The sequence below is a fragment of the Candidatus Termitispirillum reticulitermitis genome (assembly GCF_054655775.1).
This window is the reverse complement of record NZ_BAAIHG010000025.1, coordinates 1-16,799: the sequence shown is the minus strand read 5'-3', so window position 1 is coordinate 16,799 and position 16,799 is coordinate 1. Positions and strand designations below refer to the sequence as shown.

The window sequence follows — 16,799 nt, the reverse complement described above, 5'->3', positions numbered from 1 at the left end:
CGCACGATTGGCAACATTAAGATGCCTGTTGGCAGTAAATGACAACGAATTAGTATAAATCTGCACGACTCTCTCCTTTTACAGCCCTCATACAGCTATAACAGCTATAACAGCTATAACATTTTAGCTATTAGCCTCCATGCAATACAATTCGCTATCGGCAGATTGTTAGGGAAAGTTTAAGGGAAACTTTACTTCTTGCCACGTTGCAACAGTCGTTTATCCATCTCTTCTATCTCTTGTTCAGCTTTCAGCAGCTCCTTTTTAGGGTCTTTGCCCGCCCAGCGCAGCGGCAATTCACGCACCCGTTCAAACACTGCATATAAAGTAGGGATAAAGAATATGCCTATTAAGCTGGAAAATAGCATACCGCCGATAATTGTTGTGCCGATACTCTTCTGTGCCGCTGCACCCGCACCGCTTGCCACAAACATCGGTATCGTGCCGCCGATGAACGCAAAGCTAGTCATAATAACCGCTCTGAACCTCATTTTCGCACCTTTCACCGCCGACTCTATCACACTTGTTCCCTCTTTCTCACGCGAGTCTTTGCTGAACTCCACCATAAGTATCGCATTTTTAGCCGCCAACGCAATCAGCACGACCAGTCCCAGCTGAACATACAGGTCAATAGCTATCCCCCTAAAATGCACAAACAATACCGCACCAAATATCGCCACTACTACTGATATTATAACAGGTAGCGGGATAATCCAGCTTTCGTATAGCGCCACAAGGAACAGATACGCAAATAAAAACGACAACGCAAAGATAAAGAGCGTTGAACCGCCTGCTTGACTCTCTTGCAACGCCAGCCCCGTCCACTCGAACTGGTAACCCTCTGGCAGCTTTATATCTGACATGGCTCTCATAGCCTCACCTGAGCTTGAACCCAACGCAGGCTCGCCACGTATAGTGACAGCAGGATAGTTGTTATAGCGCGAAAGTATTGACGGACCCACAACCCTATTAACATTAACAATAGAGTTTAGCGATATCATGTCCCCCTTGCCACTGCGGACATACAGCCCCGTAATACTTTCAGGTTTATCGCGATATTGCGCATCAGCTTGCACATTGACCTGCCACGTCTTGCCAAAGGCATTATAGTCGTTCACATAATACCCGCCTAGCATTACCTGCAACGTGTTAAACACGTCTGATATATTCAAGCCCATACTAAGTGCTTTTTCTCTATCAATATCCAAGTATAACTGCGGATATGTGGTTGAAAACTGGCTGGTTACACGCGATATATTAGGATTTTGATTGGCGGCTACCACCACGCCCATCATAGTAGAGGCAAGCTCCTGAGGCGTTGCACCCGATGTGCTTTCAAGCACATACTCAAACCCGCCACCCACACTAACACCCATAATAGGCGGCAGGTTAAAGACCACCACAGACGCCTTTTGGTAAGCGAACGTTCGTTTATATACCTCGCTTATTATGCTCTCAACGTTGAGTGTCTTGCCTTTGCGCTCCTCATAAGGTTTCAATGCTACGGCTATAAGAGCGGCATTAGACATAGCAGCACTGCTCAATATGCTAAACCCTGATACCGTGACAACACTATTAACACCCTGTATTGAGCGAACTATATCTGCAACCTCCGCAGACGCCAGCTTCGTGCGGTTCAGCGATGCGCCGTCAGGCAGACGAATTTCACCTAGAAAGAAACCCATATCCTCACTGCTGAGGAATGTTTTAGGGGTAACCCTGTCATTAAACAGCACAAGAATCGCTACGCCCAGCACCGCAACCGCCACAAGGGAAAACACCGCTATCTTGAACTTGACGATTTTTTCAACGATACGCACATACGCATCTCTAGTGCCGTCAACAAAACCCACAAACATATTTACAAACTGGTTTTGCGAGTGAGATGGTTTCATTATCATCCCGCAAAGCGCAGGGCTTAGCGTCAAGGCATTTATTGCAGATAACACTACCGCAGATACTAACGATATTGCAAATTGCGAATAAATCGCCCCAACAGTGCCCGGGAAGAAACCAACAGGGATAAATACCGACAACAACACCAGCGTGATAGCTATAATAGGCATAGTTATTTCACGCATAGCTATTGAAGTAGCCTGTTTAGGGGTAAGTCTAGGGTTAGCGGTCATTACGCGCTCAACGTTTTCTACCACGACAATAGCATCATCCACAACTATGCCGATTGCAAGCACCAATGCAAGACTAGTCACCATATTGAGCGATGAGCCTGTGAGCTTTAACGCTATAAACGTGCCGATAAGCGATACGGGTATAGTTACCATAGGTATCAAGGTAGCCCGCCAGTTGCCCATAAAGAAAAATACCACTATAAGCACCAATATAACGCCTACCGCCAGCGTGAATATAACCTCCTCAACCATGTAGTTAACAAAGACGGTCATATCGCCTACAACGACATACTCCATATCTTCTGGGAAGTTTTTAGCCAGCCTGTCAAGCTCCGCACGTGCAGCTTTAGCTACACGCACACTATTAGCAGTAGGTAGCTGGGTTATCTGTATGGCACTTGAAGGCATCCCATTTAGCATAGAGTCAACTGCAAGCGACTGCGCCCCCTGTTCCAGCTTTGCTATCTCACGCAGACGCAACATTGAACCATCGCTATTTACACGGATAACAATTGAACCAAACTCAGCAGGCGTAGTCAATCTACCCTTAGTCTTTAGTGTGAACTGAAACATCTGTGCATCAGCCATAGGCTGTGCGCCCACCTGCCCGACCGCCGCTTGCACATTCTGCGTCCGCAGAGCATTGACGACATCGTTCACGGCGATGCCTAGATTAGCCATACGCTCATTATCAAGCCATATACGCATACTATTTATAGCAGAGCTGAAACTCGTAGCCGATGACACGCCCGGCACACGAGCAAGAGCGTCAAGTATATTTAATTGAACATAGTTGTTTAGATAAAGCCCATCGTAGCTACCATTCGGGGAGCGCAACGCAACCATCAAGAGCATATTATTACTGCGCTTAGATACCTGCACACCTCTGCTCTGCACCTCTTGCGGCAGCTTCGCTTCAACAGTCTTGACGCGGTTTTGTACATTGACTGCGTCAATATCAACATCAGTGCCGACTTCAAAGACCACAGTCAGCGAATACGCCCCGTCATCACTGCTGGTAGAACTCATATACAGCATATTATCAACGCCGTTGACTGCCGTTTCTATGGTCTCTGCAACCGTTGACTGCACCGTTGCCGCGTCAGCACCGGGATACACTGCACGCACGCTGATAGAGGGCGGTGATATGTCAGGATACTGCGCCGTAGGCAGGCTAGACATACATATATAGCCTGTAATCGTTATTACAAGCGATACAACTATTGCAAATCGCGGTCTGCGAATAAATACATCACTAATCATTTGCATGCTCCCGCATCATTTGCTACTTTTTGCCGCCAGCAGCATTCTGCAATTGCTGCTGAACCATTCCGTTATATTGTTCCTTAGTCAACGGAGTCACTGGCGCACCGGGTTTCGCCTTCTGTATGCCATCAATAATAAGCATTTCACCATCTTGCACGCCCTCTAACACCACCTGAAGCTCTCCGATGTAAGCACCTGTTTTAACATTGCGCCGTTGAACTACCTTTGACGCATCTACAACTAACACATACTGCCCGCCTATGTCGTTAATAATAGCCGACTGAGGAACGACAACACGGCTTTCAGCATTCCTGCCACGTATTGATACAGACACCGTCTGTCCCTGCGCAAGCAAACCTTCAGGGTTAGTAAATTCACCGCGTATGCGGACGGCATCAGTAGAACCATCCACAGCATTATCAATAAAGTTAATCTTCCCTAGATGAGAATATTCACTGCCATTTGATAGTATTATCGCCAAATCAGCAATATTTGCGATTGCTGCTGATGTTAGATTATCAGGCAATATATGGCGCATAGCTTGAATTTGTTTCTCTGATATATTAAACAATACATACACAGGGTCTGGTGCTATAACAGTCGCTATAACACCAACGCTGGGACTAACCATTTCACCTATATTGTAAGCTATCAGCCCAACCTTGCCCGCAATAGGGGAACGCACGTCGGTGTATTCTAAGTTCAATCTAGCATTATCAAGTGCAGCCGCCGCCGCTGATACATTGGCAGTTGCAACATCCGCCGCCGCATATACATTATCGTATTGCGCTTGAGATATGCCGTTTGATTCAAGCAGCGCCTTGTTCCTATCTAACGTGCTCTTAGCATTGCGCGCATTAGCCTGAGCTTGCGCAAGTGCCGCCTGAGCCTGCCGAACAGCCGATATATACTGACTCTTTTCTATAGTAAATAAAATTTCATCCTTTTTGACAAATGAGCCTTCTTTAACAGTTATCTTCTCTAAAAAGCCACTCACGCGCGCCGTTATCGCCGCTTTCTCCGCCGCTTCAACCTTGCCTATAAATGTTTCAGACATTGATACTTGCTGCGATTTAACAGTATCAACCACAACAGGCGGAGTCATCTGCGCCCTAGGAGCACCGCCAGACAACTTATTCTTTATAGTCAAACCTACAGCAAGAACAACTGCAACAGCCACCACAGCAATGATAGTAGTTTTCTTTTCAATTTTTTTTCCCACAAATGTCATAGAACCTCCAAAAGTAGAATAAACTATATATTCTTTAGTTTAATATTAACAGTTCTGCCGCTCTGCGATATGCCTGCCACACCATCAAAGCCAAGCGAACGGATTCTATCAGCTAGCGCAGAGGCTGCAAGATAACCCGTCACCTCAAATATACTGACATTGCCATCAAATGACGACATATCACCTGTAAGCACAATCCTGCGCTTTTTCAGGGTATCTATCACGCTATTAGTGGTCTTGGCATCCTGCCCCTCAAATGAAATGGTTACATTATATAACTCAGCCTTTTGAGCCGATGCCTGCGCCACAGAGCCACGCGAAAACAACAGAGCAGCATCAACGGCTTTATTCAACGCCAACTGGACGCACTTTGCCGCATCGCTATCATTTGCAACAACCTCTTTCCGCATCAAATGAACTAGCGAACTTGACTTGGTCGCTGTGGCATAAGACGTATCAGCAACGAGCGTACAAGAACTGCCTGCGGCTAAATCAGTAAGCTTTACGTGAAAGTTATATACATACTGCGCCGAGATTGACTGAAAGGCAGACAACAAGTCGCTGTGATTCTCTTGGTCTATAACCTCTTGCTCAAAGGCTATCTGGTCATTTGTTGAATACTGGTATTGGCGGAAAATATCAGCTAGTGCCCGCCGCACATCATCAGTTTTCATATAGTCAGGCAGTCCCGTCACTACAAAAACTGCCTGCGAAGTATTTGAGACCATATTATTAGCTGCTTCATCACCTATAGCGTCGTCAATATTGAGTCTAACGGTAGTCTCTACGCTGTCTCCTGACAACGTTCTGGATAAAATAGCGTAAGATTTAATGAATGTAAGGTGCTCTTCGCCTATGTTTAAGGGCTTTGCGGGGCGCAACCCCTCAACATACAGACGCAACCCTCCCATCAGGGCGTTATTAAGGGCACGCTTCTGTGCTGAACGCAAGTCGCCGTTCCCCACGTTAGCTGCCCCTCTATATGTGATTTCCCCCGCATACAACTGGTGCAACGGGTGTAGCGGGGCAACCCCGCATAGCATAAATAGCGTTAGCAGGGTTAGGAGCAACAACACAGGTGTTCTATTTATACGTTCCACAAGTAGTAATTATAATACTTTATCACTGCTAAAACAATAAAAAAATGTTAACGAGAGATAGAGGGAGGGATTGACATTTTCTTGTCTTTAATACACATTGTTTAACGCTATGTTAAATATTGCGATGTATGAATGTTGCTTTAAGAGCAGTGCTATAAGCAAGCTGAAAGAGACTGCTAGCATCTATGTATATGGAACGCTTGGAGTGGGCATAGCCATTGCGAGGGCGTTGCTTGAGCATAACCTGCCCTTTGCGGGCTTTATAGACTCCTACAACTATGGCAAAACTATACAGATAGATGAGGGGGAGGCAGACTACAAAATCTACCACATAGATAAGCTCGCCGACAAACAAGCCGCTATATTCATATCCAGCGTAGTTCATTACCTAGAAATACATGATAGCATAGTTATGCGTGGCTTCAATAATATTATTGACCCAATCAGCGTGTTGGATAAGGGAAACTGCCCGCTAGACTCTCTTCTAATGTATGTGGGACACCCTATCTTTTGGATGCCTACCGACTGGGCTGAGCATAAGGACAAATACGAGTGGTTGAAAAGGCTGCTAGCTGACGAAAAATCGGTAGCAGTGTTCAAAACCATAATGGATGTCTGCGTTCTGCATGGCTGGAGCGATGTTACACATTTTCATAAACTATTCGCACAGGTAGATGACAAGATTGAACTCCAATACGAGGAGTTTATGCAAGGGGACATATTTGTGGACGGCGGCAGCTACGACGCAACGACTGCTAAGGCATTTATCAAGCTAAATCCTAACTACAAAAAGGTATATCTGGTTGAACCAAACCCTGCCAGTATGAAAGTTTGCAAGGCTAGTTTAGACGGATATAGCAATATAGAATACCTACCCTACGGGCTATCTGACAGCAAAAAAACGTTAAAGTTTAATGCTGACGACGAACAGGTGGCATCGTTTAGCGAAAACGGAAATATCTCTGTTAATTGTATGCCGCTAGATATGCTCGTCCAAGAGAACACAGCGATGATAAAGCTAGATGTTGAAGGCTCAGAGCTAGAAGCAATAGCAGGAGCAAAACGTCTGCTGACTAATGGCTCGCCGTTTGCTATATGTGTGTATCATAAGTCAGGCGATATTTGGCGGATACCAGAGCAAATACTGAAACTGAATCCCAACTATAAGCTGTATCTGCGCCACTACGGACCCTCATCAAACGAAATAGTGCTGTTCGGTGTTTAACCTTTCCATTACCCGCTCTACGGAAATTCTTTTCATACACTCGTTGGACGGGCAATTAGGGTAGCCGCCCGCTATTGAATCGCTATTGCAAGGGGTGCAATACAGCCCCTCTGTTGCACCTACAGATATTGCACACTTAAGCCGAGCAGGTGGAACCCTCCTTACTGCAGACGTAGGTCCAAATAGTGCGACAGTTGGGGTATCTACAAGGAATGACATGTGCATGGTGCCCGTATCGCCACATACTAGTGCCCTCGCACTAGCTAGTAGCTCTAAAAGCCCACGCAAGCTAGTCTTGCCTATATAAGACTGAACTGCTAACCCGCTAAATGCGCTTTCCGCCGATGTTTCACTAACACTACCGAGCAGCCCCACAGGAACGCCCTTTATCAACAGTTTTTCCGCTAAGGTGCGATAATTTTTTAATTCCCAACAGCGTAGCCGACTTCTATTATAAGCACCTATCATAGGTGCCAATAACACCATATCTCCCCTGACAGCGTTAATGGTCGCCCTCAGGCGAGCAAATTGTGGCGGCTCTAATACTGCTGATTCATTTTCAAGGGCAAATCTAGCATACTCCACCCCCTCATAACGTTCTGATAATGGTCCAATCGCTCCGCGGTAGCGGACGACTCTGCCACATTCGGCAGTCTTTACCAGTGCTAGGTATCGGTCATTAGCGTAAGTAATATAGACTAGGTCAAAGTGTCTGCCCGCAAGTGCTCGCTGAGCATCTGACTCGGCAAGTAGCCTGTCTTGCCCACCACCAAATAGCATATCGCCCCTGATAGGGATAACTTCATCTATGCCCGCAAACTGCTCTACCAGCTCTGCTGCCCACTCGTAGCATAACCAACTGATATGTGCCTCTGCGTAGCGGGCACGCAACGGCGCAAGCATAGTGCTAGCCATAACTATATCGCCCAGCATACCGAGTTTGACAATGAGAATGGTCATTATGCTATTCCAAACAAGACTATTTCCCCAAATGTAAGCCCATATTTGCGCAAGTATAGCTTGTAGTTGGGGTTGTAGCCCAGTATGCGTTCTGGTATTTTCCATATATCGCCTGACTTATGATACACACAGATAGCAAATGGCGAGCCGTTAGTGAGCAGACGTTTTGCCCCTGCTATTGCATCTAGCTCTAAGCCTTCAACATCCAGTTTAATAAAAACCTTGTCTTCTTTAACTAGAGCGTCCAGTGCTACACACTCAACCGATATATTGCCGTCATCAGCAAAAGCTCCCACCTGTCCGCCAGTGCCGTTAAACTTCAGCGTCTTTTCCTTGTCGGCAAGTCCATAGTGGAGATACTCTATGTTGCTATATTTAGCTAGGTTAGATTTACAAACTGACATATTGAGGGGGTCTGGCTCAAATGCATATATTTTCTTGTAGTTAGGGTTCAGTTTGATAAAAGCTTCGCTACTACCCCCGTCAAAACAACCGCCGTCCACGAAAATATCGCCTTTCATAAACTCTTCATACTGTTTGCTTAACCCATCATCCACTGTGCCCATGCGCTTGTTTAGCTCATAAGTGCCAACGTTGCAACAGCTAACGATAGCATTAAGGACTATCCTTGACCTATCGTCAGCCAATATTTTATCTAAGTCATCGTATTTTTGCTTGTTACGGGCATAGTCGTCAGCTAGCCATAACAAGCCAAGCCCATATTGGGACGTGATTAGTTCATGGTTAGCATCTGAATGCTCAATGATGTCTAATGGGTCAACAATATTATTAAAACCATTAGCCGTAGCCATATCGCAGATAGCAGCATAGTGCGTAACACTTGATATGAGAATATGTGCATTTTTATCGGCTATATCTTCTATACGTGCAACCCTATACGAGAGCTGCCCTCCATCCCCTGCAAGGTTGATAGTCTTTCCATAATTGTAGCTATCAATAAAGCCACGAAACGGCAGGTTGCTGTCTATCAAAAAACGCGCGGTCAGCATGCCCACCTCAAACACACCCCACACATAAATGCCACTAGATGATTTGAAGCTGCTGCCCGCACTGTTGTTAAATTTTATGTTCATTATTCATACCTCTAAATCCAGTGAACTATTATAGCAAAAAATATTGCCCTTTTACGTATTTTAATGTATTACTATACACCATATTAGAAAGGTTATTCTCTATTACTGATGGACGATAAGCTTGACATTTTCTTATTTTTATTATATTACTGAGTTATGCAAAACGCAAATACAAACAGGGAGTATAAAGATACCGTCTTTACCAAGCTGTTTTCAGATAAGGGCAGGCTTGTTGAGCTTTATAATGCGATTGACGATGTGCACTATGCGGTATCAGACGGAATTACAATCAATACCCTAGAGAATGTTCTGTTTATGGGCAGACGAAACGATATATCATTTACTATAGCAGATAAGCTAGTTGTTTTAATGGAGCACCAGTCAACTATCAACGATAATATGCCGTTGCGGTTTTTAGAGTATATAGCTCGTTTATATGAGGGTATAGTAGATGACGAGGCTGTGTATAAGAGAAACAGGTTGACAATACCCCGTCCAGAGTTTATAGTGTTATATAATGGCGTTACTTCGTTAAAAGCAGATGATTATTATATAAAGCTATCTGAGATGTTTGCAAAAGACGAAACAAGAAAGGATACACATAACTTTTTAGAGTTAGAAGCAAGAGTATTGAATGTTAATAAGGGACATAACAGGAAGGTTTTGCGAGCAAGCGGAACACTTGGGGACTATGCGGAGTTTGTAGAGGTAGTTAGGCAGGAGACAAAGGGGATAGATAGCGAGGACAAAGTCGCTTTAGCCAGTGCAATGGAGCGAGCTATACGGATATGTATAGAGCGGGGGATACTAAAAGACTTTCTATATAAACACTCGCGGGAGGTAATGAATATGGGTATGTTGACATCAGAGTTTGACATCAATGTAGCTAAAAGGGTATGGCGTGAAGAGGCGTTTGACGAGGGCATGCTAATAGGTATGCAGAAAGGCGAACAAAAAGGCAAGCAAGAGGGCAAGCAAGAGGGCGAGCGAACAAAAACCCTTGAAACTGCTAGGAACTTTTTAGCACTTGGGATGCCTCTTGACACCATATCAAAGGGCACAGGTCTTTCACTTGCCAAGCTAAAAGAGCTACAAAACGATATAATTGTGTAATTTTGACATCAATGTAGCTAAAAGGGTTGTGAGAAGTGCTACACGCAGGGGTGTGAACTAAACATCAGGATAGCACAGAGACTATTTGAGAGCAAACCTCTTTGCTATTTGCTCTTTCACTGGTGGCACATATTTATCCATAATGCCGTCCGTCACCTCGTTGCGATTTCTAGCATTAAACATCTGGATAGCACTTTTATCTGCGTCTATATGTGTGCCACGACTTACTTTCTGCTGGAACTCTTCCAGCGACTTGCCCCAGTAGTGATTTAATCGCAGTTTATCCTGCAAAACCACATCTGATTTATATGAACCTGCTACAGTTTTCTTAATGTTGTGGTGAGTGTCAAAGGCTGTGTTGGGGTTAGCGTGCCAGCTGTGAGATACGTGAATATCCTCCATAAACACATATCTTGGGTTTGCTATTGTCTTAATCTGAAAATTATCAACAAAATCAGTCTCGGAATGCTGCCTAAAGTGTTCTATCACTAGCCCATTTGGTTTCGTCTTGTGTCCGCTGTCGCCATAGACCAGCCAGTTCACATATACACTAGGCACATCTTCAAACTCGCGTAAAAAATCAGAAACTGTCTCAGTTTGGACTGGCACAAGGAACTCGTCAAGGTCTATAAATGCTAACCAGAACGAATTATACTTAAATCGGCTGACAGCGTCGTTATAGGCATTTTTTTGTGCCGCCCCGCCCGCCTGACTATGCGGATATGGAATATACTCTACTATGCCCGCTTTAATATATGGCTCTAAATATTCTTTTAGGTTATCCGTAGAATTATTATCGTAAATGTAGAACTTCTCAACACCTACTAACAGGTGATACTCCAGCCATTCGGCTATATATGCTGTTTCATTCTTGACGATTGCAACAACTGACAAATATTGTGGGAATCCAGCCCCCCCCCCCCGTGCTCTATTACGTTTATCAAAGAACCATTGGAAATAGTCAACTATGCGCCCCTCACGCACTATGTTGCGCCCCAGCTTAGATGGGGCTATGCAGGCAAACAGCCTACGCCATAAAGAAATATCTTTCATGCCCAAAGTTATAATATAGTGTAGGCTGAGATGTCAATATAAAAAATAACATGTTTTGACAATTTATCACTTTCATTATAGCATTCCGCACACAGCATTTCTTTAGTCCAGTATAGCTGCCCGAAAAAGTATTTACAAAATCCCAAAAGTTATATATGCTATAAGCCGTTATGCTTAACATAGTCATCATCGGTGCTGGACCAGCGGGGCTTACTGCCGCCTATGAGCTGTTAAAAGGACGGCAAAAAGACTTCAAGGTTACCATCCTTGAAAAGAGTGCCTCTTACGGAGGCATATCTAGGAGCGTATCTGTTCACGGCAACTTTATGGACATAGGCGGGCACCGCTTTTATTCTAAAGATGAACGGGTTATGAAGTGGTGGGGTAAGTTAATGCCTATGCAGGGCGCACCCGCTATGGACGATAAACTATTAGGACGTGACGTTCCGCTGGATAGGGCTGGGTTAGACCCTGAGAAAGCCGATAGGGTTATGCTCCACCGCGACAGGGTATCGCGCATTTACTACGGGCGCAACTTCTACGACTATCCTATCAGTATGAAGTGGGAAACGATTACTAATATGGGTTTTGTCACGTGTATGCGGGCGGGGTTCAGCTATCTGTTTGCAACAGCATTTCCGCACAAGGAAAACTCGCTGGAAGATTTCTTCATAAACCGCTTTGGCAAGGTGCTATATGGAATGTTTTTTGAGGAATATACAGAGAAACTTTGGGGCAGACACCCGCGCAACATATCAGCCAACTGGGGTGCACAGCGCGTTAAGGGTTTATCAATAACGGCAATCATAAAGGACATTATCAGGCGAGTGCTACCTGCCACTAAAGATAAGATTAAGGTTGAAACATCGCTGATTGAGCAATTTGGCTATCCGAAATTTGGTTGCGGACAGATGTGGGACGTGGTAGCAGGTGATGTGGTGTCTATGGGTGCTGAGGTCATAATGAACGCACGGGTGATGGGGCTAAAACTGGCAAATGACAATATCACAGAGCTGACGTATATAAAAGATAACGTGGAACACAAACTAAAGGCTGACGTGTTTATTTCATCTATGCCTGTGAAAGATTTAGTTGACGGATTTGATGCTTGCCCTGATGATGTGCGCCGTATAGCGACTAATCTGCCGTATAGAGATTTTGTGACTATCGGGTTATTATTGAATGGACTAAACCTAGTCAATAAAACTACCCGCAAGACGTTGTCTAACATCGTGCCTGATAACTGGATATACGTGCAAGAGCCTGCTGTGAAGATGGGGCGCATACAGATATTTAACAACTGGTCGCCGTATATGGTGAAAGACCCTATCAACAATGTGTTTGTAGGTTGCGAATACTTCTGCACTGAGGGGGACGATTTCTGGAATGCCCCAGATGATAAGCTGGTAGCACTAGCCGAAAAAGAGCTGATAGATATGGGCGTTGTGCGTAGCGGTGCAGTGTTGGATGCCCACGTAGAACGTGTAGAGAAAGCATATCCAGCGTATTTTGGCACGTATAAAGATATGGATAAGCTTATAACATTCTTAAATAAGATAGATAACCTCTATTGCGTGGGGCGCAACGGACAACACAGGTATAACAATATGGACCACTCAATGGCTACGGCTTTTGAGGCTGTGAATAATATCAAGAATGGCATTAAGGGCAAAGAAAACCTTTGGACTGTCAACACTGAAAAGAAATATCACGAGGAGAAGAATATAATATGACGTTATATGGGTTATTTTGGGTGCAGATATGCTTTTTTATAAAAGCCACACTCCTGTTCACGGTTATTATCTTTGTGTTGTGGAGAGTCGCCTTTAAGGTGTTGCCACTTTCCCCTATGGCTTCTGCTCATATTGTTTGCGTGATTGTAGCTATTATGGCAGGGATATTCTTTTATGAATATCTAGCTGAATGTTCTCTATTTATGGCTATATTAGCGGCTCTTATGTATCTTTTTGCTTTTATAACTTTTGCTTGGCTTTCTCCGTTGAATGTAGAGCGTTCCTTGACCTTTAACATCTTGTGTTATCTAGCGGGCAATGGCGGGAAAGCGTTAAAGGGTGAAGTAGCAAAGATGCTTGGGGATGATGATTTTTATGAACGATACAGATATAACAGCCTTGAGGCTGGCGGATTTATTAAACGTCCGTCAAGAAATGAGCTTGTTATTACCCCTAAAGGTAAGCTAGTTGTTGTTACTCATTTGGCTGTTGGCAAATTATGTGGAGTAGAAAACTGGTATCATATTTGGAAAGCAAAACAATGAGGAGAAGAACCTAATATGACGTTATCTCGTGAGGTAACCTGCGCTATAGTGTGGGTGCTGGATAATCTGTTGCCACCCGTTGTGCGGGATAGTAGCCTATTGTGTCGCTTTATGATGTTTATCGGTGGTGGTGGCAGAGACGCTGCTGAGGCTTATGTGGCGTTCAAAGAGCGGGCGCATATAATGGATGGTGCGGAGTATACAGAATATTACAGGAAGACGAACCCCACCTGCACCAGAGAAGTTGACCTAAATAAGGCTTGCGTGGACTATATACTAGACACGTTAGTAAGCGAACCTCACGGGAGGGGGGGGGCAGTGTCCTTGATATAGCTTGTGGGCGTGGCTATATGGCACGTAGGATTGCCGAACTAGGTTTTGATGTGACAGGCGTTGATTTTATGCTGTCAGACAAACTGCCTGTTCACCCTAGCATAAAATATTTAGAGGGTAGCATTTGCGACATTCCATTCCCTGATAGAGCATTTGACTATGTGATTTCAACTGATACATTGGAACATATCGTTGATATACAGCGGGCTATAAGCGAGCTACGCAGGGTGTGCAGGCACAAGCTCATTATAGTTGTTCCGTGTCAACGTGAATACCGCTGGACGTTTGCGCTACATATAAATTTTTTCCCTTATATAGACTCGTTCATGCGCGTAATGGGGAATAATAGTGGTAAATGTTTCAAACTAGGCGGGGATATAATGTATGTAGAGGACGTTGCCTAGCTACGCTGGAATACCATTCTCCTATTTTACCAGTTCACAGACATCTTTATTATCAGCCCATAAAAAGCTACAATTATTAGTATCTGCAATTACTCCTTGATTTGTACATTATAGAAAAAGTAGCCTTGCTTGTCAAGAAACTTGTTGAAAAAATACTATTTTCGTGTATAATCTTAGCCAATCTTATAAGGAGCAAATATGAGTCTTGAAAACATTGAAAACCTAATGTTTATAGCTATTCCCCCCCCCCTCATAGTCAATGCCTATGCGTGTCTTGGGCAGTCACGTTGCTAAGGGTGGTTGCCAGTGCGTAGATTTTTATTCGTCTTATCATGTTTATCCTCTGTTGCTTTCATATATCATGGGTTAAGTAATCTTATGACAGGCTGGACAGGTGTCCCCTTAGCATTCCAACGCTATGTGGAGCTGGACAGAGACGTTATATACAAAGATTCTCCAGATTATAAAATTATCGGCAGTGCTATACAGGCTAGGGCTGACAACGCTACTCTTGTGGTAAAGGCAGGTGAAAAAGCCTCTAAAGATTACAGACGGCTTACATTGGTGCTTTCCAATATGAGTGAGCATACCAATTTTCTTACTACGCTCAACTACTCTGATAGCTCTGGCAAGGTATTAACGACTGATTTCTGCCGTTTGAGGAACGGATTTAACCTGTCTGGCAGATTTAATAATGGTGTGGCGTGGACTAACTTCAACCTAAAACTGAGCACACGTGCTAGTTTTACGATAGATAAGGTATATTTAAGCGAATATTCGGTGTTACCAAATGTGTTTATCCCGATATTTCTTGCCATAACAGCTCTTATCGTGCTGACTTCATACTTATTTTTCTATAAAGCTCTATACGACAGCTTGAATATTCGCCCGGCAATACTGCTTGTGGTAATAGTAGCGGTGCAACTAGGCGCAATCTGCTATTATTCAGCCCATAAGACAGCATTGTTTGATGATGAGCGACTTGCTTATGTGCTCGCTAATGACAGCACCTATCCAGACAAATATAGCGAGGGACCGACCACTATAAAATCAGACCCTGAAAGTTATTATACGTGGGGCACTGGCAAAGACTATTTGCAGAAAATTACAGCTCAGCGGGGTGAATGGCGAACTCAGTATAAAAGAATACTTGACATACCTAAACGGTATGACTATAGCGTGCCATCCTTTTACTTTTTGCAACTTCACTTTGTGTCCTCATTATTCCCTGATACGTTTAGCCACTGGCTAGGGGTATCTGTCAACATTGTTTGGTTTATTCTGACAGCAATTCTACTATATCGCACATCGTTGCTACTGCTACCTGACAAACTCGCTCTGTTGCCACAGCTCTTATGGGGTTTCAGCGGTATGGCAACACACATATATTTATATAGTAGGGTTTATAGCGTGACAATATTTTTCTACACCGCTATTTTTGGGCTGGCACTCTATATGTTAAAGAATAAGGAGATTACTTGGCGATATTATGTGGCGTTAGCCCTAACGTATTTCTTCGGCTTTTGGACGCATTATAACTTTGTAATCTGGTTTGCTCTAGTGGCTGGTTCACTACTAGTCTATTTGCTTGTAGCAAAACGTTTCGCTGAAATAAAGCAGTGTATTATAACAATAGCCACAAGTTCTGTGTTGTATTTTATAGTAAATCCCTCTGCGTTGAAAATTACAAGCACGAGTAAATGGCTTTCATATATGCGTGAAAATCAAACTACTACATACATATTACATAGGCTTAATGCATTTGTTGATAAATATTTATTTTCTGGAGAAACGTCGTATCTATTGTTTTTAGCTTTCATCTTTATGGTAGCGTGTGCACGCAAACTGGGCTTAAAGAAATTTATCACAGACAACAGAGAGAGTTTCACGCTTATAGGTTGCTTGGGGCTACTATTTTCGCTCCACTTGGTATTGCTTGCAAAATATGGTGCTGGCTGGGCTGTGCGCTATGTATCTGGTATGGCACCTGCACTGATATTGTCGGTAATATTTGCGCTATTCACGTTTGGCAAAAAGCTGATAACACGTTCCGTGTTTGCTGGAATACTGGTTGTTATTTCACTTACCAGCATTGTATGTAAGTATATCCACCCAGCCATGTATCAAGATACGCCTACGGAAATGAATGTTACTGGAAAATATCATAATGTGCCCTGTATTCTGCTCGGAAGCTATTACCCGAGCAATGACCATACTCGTATGCAAGTATTATCAAAGTTTGATAGGGTTATGATAGCTAAAGTTGTTCCAAATGATTATGACAAGAGTTTTGAAGCTATAAGTAAAGCTATTGGTATGGTAAATGCTGATAAAATAGTCGTGTATAGCGATACTTACTCTGGGACAAAAGAGAGTAGCCCCGTTGAAGACGTTGCACTCAAAACTGGCTACAAGAAGACAAAATACTTGGGCAATATGCTATGGCTACTTATGCGGGAGTAAATTGCCACAAATTAGGCAACTATATACTGTAATGCCACAGTTAAAATGCCCCTATTTAGGTGTTAAAGGTATGCTGTTTTCCGTTGTAGAATATAGAGAATGATTTATCAATGAATTCGCGGACGAGGACTTTGTTAACTCTAGGGGCGT

Annotated in this window: 13 protein-coding genes; 7 read left to right on the top strand and 6 right to left on the bottom strand. The window is 43.8% G+C overall.

Features of this window, described 5'->3' with window-relative positions; genetic code table 11:
• Window positions 1-191: 191 nt before the first annotated feature.
• The 3 genes from AC1MDJ_RS04035 to AC1MDJ_RS04025 are packed head-to-tail and all read right to left on the bottom strand — an operon-like array spanning window position 192 to window position 5,726.
• The gene (locus tag AC1MDJ_RS04035) at window positions 192-3,392 is read right to left on the bottom strand and encodes an efflux RND transporter permease subunit (RefSeq protein ID WP_479689673.1); all 3,201 of its coding nucleotides are present in this window, start codon (window positions 3,390-3,392) and stop codon (window positions 192-194) included.
• 22 nt (window positions 3,393-3,414) lie between these two features.
• Entirely contained in the window at window positions 3,415-4,617 is a 1,203-nt protein-coding gene (locus AC1MDJ_RS04030) for an efflux RND transporter periplasmic adaptor subunit (RefSeq protein ID WP_479689672.1), read from the bottom strand.
• 32 nt (window positions 4,618-4,649) lie between these two features.
• Window positions 4,650-5,726 (bottom strand): hypothetical protein, encoded by a 1,077-nt coding sequence (locus tag AC1MDJ_RS04025; protein ID WP_479689671.1) that lies wholly within the window; start codon window positions 5,724-5,726, stop codon window positions 4,650-4,652.
• A gap of 109 nt (window positions 5,727-5,835) precedes the next feature.
• On the opposite strand from AC1MDJ_RS04025, the gene AC1MDJ_RS04020 reads away from it, so the two are divergent.
• Window positions 5,836-6,951: an FkbM family methyltransferase gene (locus AC1MDJ_RS04020; RefSeq protein ID WP_479689670.1), complete on the top strand. Its 1,116-nt coding sequence runs from the start codon at window positions 5,836-5,838 to the stop codon at window positions 6,949-6,951.
• Here the strand turns inward: AC1MDJ_RS04020 and AC1MDJ_RS04015 are convergent.
• Both AC1MDJ_RS04015 and AC1MDJ_RS04010 read right to left on the bottom strand, forming a co-directional pair.
• Window positions 6,922-7,911, bottom strand: coding sequence for a glycosyltransferase family 9 protein (locus AC1MDJ_RS04015; RefSeq protein WP_479689669.1), 990 nt, complete (start codon window positions 7,909-7,911; stop codon window positions 6,922-6,924). The genes AC1MDJ_RS04020 and AC1MDJ_RS04015 overlap by 30 nt on opposite strands.
• A complete protein-coding gene (locus AC1MDJ_RS04010; protein ID WP_479689668.1) occupies window positions 7,911-9,005 on the bottom strand; it encodes an FkbM family methyltransferase in 1,095 nt (364 codons plus the stop codon). The genes AC1MDJ_RS04015 and AC1MDJ_RS04010 overlap by 1 nt, the downstream gene beginning before the upstream one ends.
• A gap of 156 nt (window positions 9,006-9,161) precedes the next feature.
• On the opposite strand from AC1MDJ_RS04010, the gene AC1MDJ_RS04005 reads away from it, so the two are divergent.
• Window positions 9,162-10,118: an RpnC/YadD family protein gene (locus AC1MDJ_RS04005; protein ID WP_479689667.1), complete on the top strand. Its 957-nt coding sequence runs from the start codon at window positions 9,162-9,164 to the stop codon at window positions 10,116-10,118.
• Between the two features lie 81 nt (window positions 10,119-10,199).
• Here AC1MDJ_RS04005 and AC1MDJ_RS04000 read toward each other — a convergent pair whose 3' ends face one another.
• Entirely contained in the window at window positions 10,200-11,171 is a 972-nt protein-coding gene (locus AC1MDJ_RS04000; protein ID WP_479689666.1) for a glycosyltransferase family 92 protein, read from the bottom strand.
• A gap of 170 nt (window positions 11,172-11,341) precedes the next feature.
• On the opposite strand from AC1MDJ_RS04000, the gene AC1MDJ_RS03995 reads away from it, so the two are divergent.
• From AC1MDJ_RS03995 to AC1MDJ_RS03975, 5 genes are all read left to right on the top strand, one after another.
• Window positions 11,342-12,904 carry an NAD(P)/FAD-dependent oxidoreductase gene (locus AC1MDJ_RS03995; protein ID WP_479689665.1) on the top strand — a complete coding sequence of 521 codons (1,563 nt, stop codon included), beginning with the start codon at window positions 11,342-11,344 and terminating at the stop codon, window positions 12,902-12,904.
• Window positions 12,901-13,449, top strand: a complete 549-nt coding sequence (locus tag AC1MDJ_RS03990) for a hypothetical protein (protein ID WP_479689664.1) — start codon at window positions 12,901-12,903, stop codon at window positions 13,447-13,449. Before AC1MDJ_RS03995 ends, AC1MDJ_RS03990 begins: the two co-directional genes overlap by 4 nt.
• Window positions 13,450-13,464: 15 nt before the next feature.
• Window positions 13,465-13,782: a hypothetical protein gene (locus AC1MDJ_RS03985; RefSeq protein WP_479689663.1), complete on the top strand. Its 318-nt coding sequence runs from the start codon at window positions 13,465-13,467 to the stop codon at window positions 13,780-13,782.
• Window positions 13,710-14,186: a class I SAM-dependent methyltransferase gene (locus AC1MDJ_RS03980; protein WP_479689662.1), complete on the top strand. Its 477-nt coding sequence runs from the start codon at window positions 13,710-13,712 to the stop codon at window positions 14,184-14,186. The genes AC1MDJ_RS03985 and AC1MDJ_RS03980 overlap by 73 nt, the downstream gene beginning before the upstream one ends.
• 306 nt (window positions 14,187-14,492) lie before the next feature.
• The gene (locus tag AC1MDJ_RS03975; RefSeq protein ID WP_479689661.1) at window positions 14,493-16,649 is read left to right on the top strand and encodes a hypothetical protein; all 2,157 of its coding nucleotides are present in this window, start codon (window positions 14,493-14,495) and stop codon (window positions 16,647-16,649) included.
• Window positions 16,650-16,799 lie beyond the last annotated feature (150 nt).